Source organism: Mycobacterium sp. E2462 (genome assembly GCF_001672685.1).
Lineage (GTDB): Bacteria > Actinomycetota > Actinomycetes > Mycobacteriales > Mycobacteriaceae > Mycobacterium.
On record NZ_LZKC01000366.1, the window covers coordinates 1 to 6,988 of the forward strand.

The window sequence follows — 6,988 nt, forward strand, 5'->3', positions numbered from 1 at the left end:
GGGGCGGCCGCCGCCGCACACCAGGCGGGCGCCCTCCTCGATGCCCTTGGCGATGTAACCCTCGACGCGGGCGCGCTGCTTCTCCGAGATTAGCGAGCCGATCTGCGCGGCCGGGTCGTCCGGCTTGCCGACCGGCAGCATCTGCACGAAATTGCCGACGGCGTCCACGATTTCGTCGTAGCGCGACCGCGGGGCGAGGATGCGGGTCTGGGCCACGCAGGCCTGCCCGGTGTTCATGATTCCGGAGAAGACCAGCATCGGGATGGCGGCGGCGAGGTCGACGTCGTCGAGGACGATGGCCGCCGACTTGCCGCCGAGTTCCAGGGTGCACGGCTTGAGCAGATCGGCGGCGCGCCGGCCGATCTCCTTGCCGACGGCGGAGCTGCCGGTGAAGGAGAACAGGTCGACGCCCGCGTTGGAGGTCAGCGCCTGGCCGGTTTCGACGCCGCCGGGCACCACCGACAGCACGCCCTCGGGGAGTCCCGCCTCGGCGAAGGCCTCCGCCAGCGCGTTGGCGCTCAGCGGGGTCTCGGCGGCGGGCTTGAGCACCACGGTGCAGCCGGCCAGTAGCGCCGGGCCCAGCTTGTTGACGGCCAGGAAGAGCGGCACGTTCCACGCCACGATCGCACCCACCACGCCGATCGGCTCGCGGTACACGATGCTCTGCCCGTAGCCGCCGTTGCGGGTTTCTTTCCACTTGACCTGGTCCGCCGCCGGGCCGGCGAAGAAGTTCAGGGCGCCGATCGAGCTCATCCAGTGCATCGTTTCGACGCTGGTCGGGGGTTGACCCGTCTCGGCCGCGAGCAGCTGCGTGAAGAGGTCCTTGCGCTCCTCCATGACCTTGAGCGCGTTGGCGATCACGGCCGCGCGCTCCTTCGGCGGCGTGCTGGGCCAGGGGCCGTTGTCGAAGGCCTCGCGCGCGGCGGCGACCGCGGCGTCGACGTCGGCGGCCGCCGCCAGCGGCACCTTGCCCACGTACTCACCGGTCGCGGGGCAGTGCACCTCGATGACCTCGGAGGTCGACGGTTCCGTCCATTTGCCGCCGATGAATAGCTTGTCGTACTCCGTTGTAGCGTCGCTCATGGGCGCCACCCTACCCAAGCCGACGCCAAACGAGAACACGTTTCACTATTGGGGTTGTAGGACCAGCACCAGATTGCTCACCAGGAACTCGCGCACGACCGGTATCGAGGTCAGCCACCACGCCCATCGTGGGTGGTAGCGCGGGAAAGCGGCCACCGCGGCCCCGGTGTTGGCCGACCAGTCCAGGCCCGCGGCGGCGGTCACCGCGAACAACGACGACCCGTAGTTGTTCTTGGGCGGATGCCCGTGCCTGCGGGCGTAGCGGGCGGCCGCGCGGGCGCCGCCCAGGTAGTGGGTCAGGCCCATCTCGTGGCCGCCGAAGGGACCGAGCCACACGGTGTACGACAGCACCGCCAGGCCCCCCGGCTTGGTCACGCGCAGCATTTCGGCGCCCAGCCGCCACGGCCTTGGCACGTGCTCGGCGACATTGGACGACAGGCAGATGTCCACCGAGTCGTCGGCGAACGGCAGCGCCATGCCCGACGCCCGCACGAACGTGCCGGCGTTCGCCGCGGTGCCGGGCGCCGGGCCGGCCGCGTGCATCTCGCCCGGGTCCGGCTCGACGCCGACGTAGCGGAACCCCGCGTCGGTGAACGCGGCCGCGAAGTAGCCGGGGCCGCCGCCGACGTCGAGCACCGTGCGGCCCGCCGGTGGTTCGTCACGCGTGGCCTGCCACAGGTCGGCCACCATCGCCGCGGTGTCGGCGGCCAGCGCGCCGTAGAAGCGGGCCGGGTCGGACTGCTCGTAGCGGAATTCCGACAGCAGCCGCACCGAGCGCGCCAGCGTCGCGCGCCGCGCGAAAACGCGCGTCGGGGACGGGGGATGGGCCACCGACGAAACCCTACGCACGGTCGGGGGAGTGGTGCGCGAAGTGCCCGCCTCGCAGCGACAGCGGGGCCGGGTGGGGAGTGGTGTGCGAAGTGCCCGCCTCGCAGCGACAACGGGACCTAGCACGGCGCCGCGCCGAGGGTCATCGCCCGGCGGGAGGCGCTTGTCGCTGTGTTGTCGCTACGAGGCGGGCACTTCGCCAATGCCCCGGGCCGTCCTCGGCGCGCCGCCGGGCTCGATCCCCCGCCCGCGCCGCCGGGCTCGATCCCAGGCCGCGCCGCGTCACGCGGGCCGGGGACGGCCGGACAATGCGGCACCGCCGGTTAGGCTGGCGACCGATGTCCGAACTGCGTTCCGTGCTGCTGCTGTGCTGGCGCGATACCGGCCACCCGCAGGGCGGGGGCAGCGAAGCCTACTTGCAGCGCATCGGCGCCCAGTTGGCCGCGTCCGGGATCGCCGTCACCCTGCGCACCGCCCGCTACCCCGGCGCGGCGCGCCGCGAGGTCGTCGACGGCGTGCGCATCGACCGGGTCGGCGGCCGGTATTCGGTCTACGTCTGGGCGCTGCTGGCGATGGCCGCCGCGAGACTGGGCCTCGGCCCGCTGCGGCGGGTGCGCCCGGACGTCGTCGTCGACACCCAGAACGGCCTGCCGTTTTTGGCCCGCCTGGTCTACGGCCGCCGGGTGGTGGTGCTGGTGCACCACTGCCACCGCGAGCAGTGGCCGGTGGCCGGGCCGGTGCTGGGCCGGCTCGGCTGGTTCGTGGAGTCGACGCTGTCGCCGCGGGTGAACCGGCGCAGCCAGTACGTGACGGTGTCCCTGCCGTCAGCCCGCGACCTGGTCGCCCTGGGCGTGAACGCCGCGCAGATCGCCGTCGTCCGCAACGGCCTCGATCAGGCGCCCGCGGAGTCGCTGTCGGGTCCGCGCGCGGCCGCGCCGCGCGCTGTCGTGCTGTCGCGGCTGGTGCCGCACAAGCAGATCGAGGACGCCCTGGAGGCGGTCGCGCAACTCCTGCCGCGAATGCCGGACCTGCGCCTCGACGTCGTCGGCGACGGCTGGTGGCGCCGGCGCCTGGTCGCGCACGTCGACCGGCTGGGCATCGCCGACGCGGTGACCTTCCACGGCCACGTTGACGACGTCACCAAACACCGGCTGCTGCAGGCCGCGTGGGTGCATCTGCTGCCGTCGCGCAAGGAGGGCTGGGGTCTGGCCGTGGTGGAGGCCGCCCAGCACCAGGTGCCGACCATCGGCTACCGCTCCTCGGGCGGGCTCGCGGACTCGATCGTCGACGAGGTGACGGGAATCCTGGTGGATAGCCACGCCGAGCTGGTGGACCGGCTCGACGGGTTGCTCGGCGATCCGGTGCTGCGCGATCAACTGGGCGCCAAGGCGCTCGCGCGGTGCGGCGAGTTCTCGTGGGAGCAAAGCGCCGACGCGATGCGCGTGGTGCTGGGCGTCGTCCGGGCCGGTCGCACGGTCAGCGGACTGGTGTAGGACCCCGGCGCCGCCACGCCCCGGCCGCCGCGCCCACGCCGCCGGCCAGCAGCAGCGCCAACCACGCCGCATGGGCCAGCACCGTCGCCGCGCGGCGCCCCGCCGGAACGCCGGCGGCGTCGCCGCCGATCCGGTACAGCGCCATCTCGCCGTCGCGGTAGACCGGCGTCAGCCCGCCCAGCGTGCGCGCGGCCGCGCCCATGTCGCCGGCGCTGTCCGACTCGACGACCAGCCAGCCCACCCCGGCCGCGGCCAGGACGGCCGGCTCCGGCCCGCTCAGCAGTAACTGCTGGATCGCCCGGGCGTGGTTACCCTCGCCGGCGATGGTGACGTCCGTGATCACGAGGTCACCGGTCGACAGCACGTCGGCGCGCACCCAGCGCGGCAGCGGGTCGAGCACCGGGGCCGGCCCGGCCCATGCGAACAGCCGCATGGTCCCCGCGGGCAACACCGCGACGGGCCCGGGACGGGCGTTGATCGCCGCCGCGACGGCGGTCCATCCGCGCGGGTAGCGCACCGGGGACACCTGCCCCCACACGCCCCAGGCCAGGTCGGGCAGCGCCAGCAGCAGCGCGAGGCAGCAGAATGCGGCGGCGACCGGCGAACCCAGCGGTCGCAGCCGACGGTGCAGCGTCACCACCGCACCCCCCGCCGCCAGCGCGTACCCCGGCATCGCCAGCGCCACCCACTTCTGCCCGTCGCGCAGCACGCCGAGGCCGGGCACCGCGTCCACCACGGCGCGCAGCACCTGCAGGCCGGGGCCGGTCGCCAACGCGGCGGGCACCAGCACCGCCACAGCGGCCAGCGCCAGCAGCGGCACGGCCGCCGGGCGTCGCACCGCCACCGGCAGGCCCACCGCGACCACACCCACCAGCACCACCGCCGACGACACCGCGAACAGCGTGGCCCGCGACCCCGGCACCGCCTCCCCGTTCCAGATTCCCCCCAGGCTCGCGAGGCTGCCGAGCGTGCCCAGCCCGGGCTCGGCGCGCGGCGCGAACGCGGTCACGCCGAGCCGATTCGCGGCGGTGTGGGCGGACAGCGACGAGCCCAGCGCCGACGCGACCAGCCAGGGCAGCGCCGCCACCAGCGCGGCACCCAGCGCCCCGGCGGCGCACCGCCACCGCGGCCAGGCGGCGACCGCGCCGGCGTCCGGGGCGGCCACGCACACCAGCGCGACCGTCGCGGCCAGCAGCAGACCGGTCGGCGTCAGGCCCGCCAGCGCCATCCACAACGCCAGCGCCGCGAAACCGAACACCCCCCCGCGGTCGGCCCGTAACCCCAGCATCGCCGTCGCCACCCAGGGCAGGCAGCCGTAACCGACCAGCAGACTCCAGTGGCCCTGCAACAGCCGCTCGGCGACATAGGGATTCCAGACCGCGAGCGTCGTCGCGACGAACTGGCCGGGTGCGCCGGCCGGGGGCAGCGCGACGGCGACCAGCCGCGCCGCGCCCCACCCCGCCAGCCACAGCCCCAGCACCAGCAGCGCCTTGACCACGACCCCACCGTCGACCACGCGCGAGGCCAGCGCGACAGCGAAGTCCTGGGGCGTCGCCCGCGGCGCCGCCGTCAGCCCCAGCGCCGTGTCGGACAGGTACGACCGCGGCGTCGACACCGCGTCGCGCAGCAGCAGGTAGCCGGGGGCCAGCAGCGGGCCCGTCACCAACAGCGCCAACAACAGCGCGTAACCGGGACGCGTCCAGCGCAGGGTCAACGCACCCGCGCCGGGTTATTCGCGGTCGGTCGGGCCGGGCGGATGGGGCTCGGGCGGCCCCGACTCGGGGAGCTCCTCGGCGCCCAGCGTCGGCGGATCGGCCCCCGGCGCATCCGGTTCCGTGCGCTGGGTCGGCAGCTTCTCGGTCTCGGCCTCGGCGCCCGGGACCGGTTCCTCGAGACCGCTGCGGCCGAAGAAGTCCTGCTCGCCGCGGTCCAGGCCGGGGTCCGTCAGCGCGCTCTCGGTCCGCAGGCTGAACGAGGCGAGCACCCCGCCGCCGACCAGCGCGATCAAGCCCACCGCCGTGAACGTGATGGGCAGCACCCGCGACCAGAGCGCCACCCGGTCGCGCTCGTCACGCGCCGCGTTGATCTGCGATTCGACGGTGTCCTCGTTGGAGGTGACCTTGTAATCGGCCAGCGTGAGCTCCGGCTTCAGGGGGTCACGGGCGAAGTAGTGGTCGGCGTGCTCGGTCTTCTTGACGATGGTGCCCGACACCGGGTCCACCCAGAACGTGCGCTGCGCCGCGTAGTAGCGGGTCATGGTGATCTGCTCGTTCGGGTCGCCACCCTGGATGCCCCACATCGACGCCGAAGCGGTGAACTTGCCGTCCTCGTTGCCCGCGTACAGCGACGGGTACGCCACCGGGGCCACCAGCTTGCCGTCGGCGTTGTAGCCGACGTTCTGGGTGAACTTGTAGGTGGTCAGACCGTTGACGTCTTCCTGGCTGTCGTAGTTGACGTCGAACGGCTTCTGCGCGATCGGATCGAAATACGGGTAGGTCTTCTTCTCGGTGTTGAACGGGAACCGGTAGGACAGCCCGTCGTGGCGCAGCGGGATGGCCGTGGGCGGGTTCTCGTCGTTGAAGTTGCGCGGCTTTTGCACCGAGCCGCCGGTGTGCGTGTCGTCGGACACGGCCAGCGCTGTCTTGCGGTTCAGCGTCACGGTGTCGACCATGGCCAGCAGCAGCCCGGTGTCCTTCTGCTTGTCGGTGCGCCGCACCGACGTTCCGACCTGCAGCGTCACCACGTCGGCGTTGGCGGGCGACTCGACGCTGATCTGCTGCTGGGACACCAGCGGCACGTTCTGATTGACCACCACGTGATCGGTCGACAGCGACGCGGAGTCGAGCGCGGTCCCGGTGCCGTCCCCGACCAAGGTGGTGTCGATATCCAGCGGAACCTTGGTGATCCGGCTGGACGTGTAGGTCGTCAACAGCAGCGCGGCAATCAGCAGGGCGGCTCCGAGTCCGATGATCCCGCATGCGGCGAACCGCAACATGACTGCTCGGTTCACGTTGCTGTGCCCTCCCCTTGATCGTTGGACTCGTCAGCCGCGACGCACCCCATCTGCGCACGCAGCGGGGCAAACTCGTCTGACCCTAACAGCAGAAGCTAAGGCCCCCGCTTACGAACCTGTTGCGAACGCGGGCGTGCCCGTTGGTCGGGGAGTACGCGCAGGCAAACTGTTCGGGTGGGCGACGGGCAGCAGGTGGGCGGGGTGCGCAGCTTCCTGCCCGCCGTCGAGGGGATGCGCGCCTGCGCGGCCATGGGCGTCGTGGTCACCCATGTCGCCTTCCAGACCGGGAACTCCAGCGGCGTGCTCGGCCGGTTGTTCGGCCGCTTCGACCTCGCTGTCGCGGTGTTCTTTGCGCTCTCGGGGTTCCTGCTGTGGCGCGGGCACGCCGCGGCGGCGCGCGGCGCGGCGAGGCGCCCCCGCACGGGCCACTATCTGCGATCGCGGGCGGTGCGCATCATGCCCGCCTACGTGGTCGCGGTGGCGGTGATCCTGACCCTGCTGCCCGACGCGAACCACGCGAACCTGACGGTGTGGTTGGCCAACCTGACCCTGACGCAGATCTATGTGCCGT

At 72.8% G+C, this 6,988-nt stretch carries 6 protein-coding genes; 2 read left to right on the forward strand and 4 right to left on the reverse strand.

The genetic code is table 11. The features are described from left to right. Positions 1-1,083, reverse strand: a 1,083-nt coding sequence (locus A5714_RS19330; protein ID WP_068287880.1) for an aldehyde dehydrogenase family protein, incomplete at its 3' end; no start/stop codon positions are given. Between the two features lie 45 nt (positions 1,084-1,128). Further along, on the reverse strand, positions 1,129-1,914 hold the full coding sequence (locus A5714_RS19335) for a class I SAM-dependent methyltransferase (protein ID WP_068287884.1): 786 nt from the start codon (positions 1,912-1,914) through the stop codon (positions 1,129-1,131). Positions 1,915-2,249: 335 nt separating this feature from the next. On the opposite strand from A5714_RS19335, the gene A5714_RS19340 reads away from it, so the two are divergent. Continuing rightward, complete coding sequence (locus A5714_RS19340; protein WP_068287887.1) at positions 2,250-3,404, forward strand: glycosyltransferase family 4 protein; 1,155 nt, start codon at positions 2,250-2,252, stop codon at positions 3,402-3,404. On the opposite strand, the gene A5714_RS19345 is transcribed toward A5714_RS19340, so the two are convergent. Next, positions 3,388-5,112, reverse strand: coding sequence for a hypothetical protein (locus A5714_RS19345; protein WP_068287890.1), 1,725 nt, complete (start codon positions 5,110-5,112; stop codon positions 3,388-3,390). The two genes, A5714_RS19340 and A5714_RS19345, sit on opposite strands and share 17 nt — an antisense overlap. A gap of 21 nt (positions 5,113-5,133) precedes the next feature. Then, positions 5,134-6,414 (reverse strand): DUF3068 domain-containing protein, encoded by a 1,281-nt coding sequence (locus A5714_RS19350; protein ID WP_068071479.1) that lies wholly within the window; start codon positions 6,412-6,414, stop codon positions 5,134-5,136. Positions 6,415-6,648: 234 nt separating this feature from the next. On the opposite strand from A5714_RS19350, the gene A5714_RS19355 reads away from it, so the two are divergent. Beyond that, the coding region (locus A5714_RS19355) for an acyltransferase family protein (RefSeq protein ID WP_369829458.1) at positions 6,649-6,988 on the forward strand (340 nt) is incomplete at its 3' end.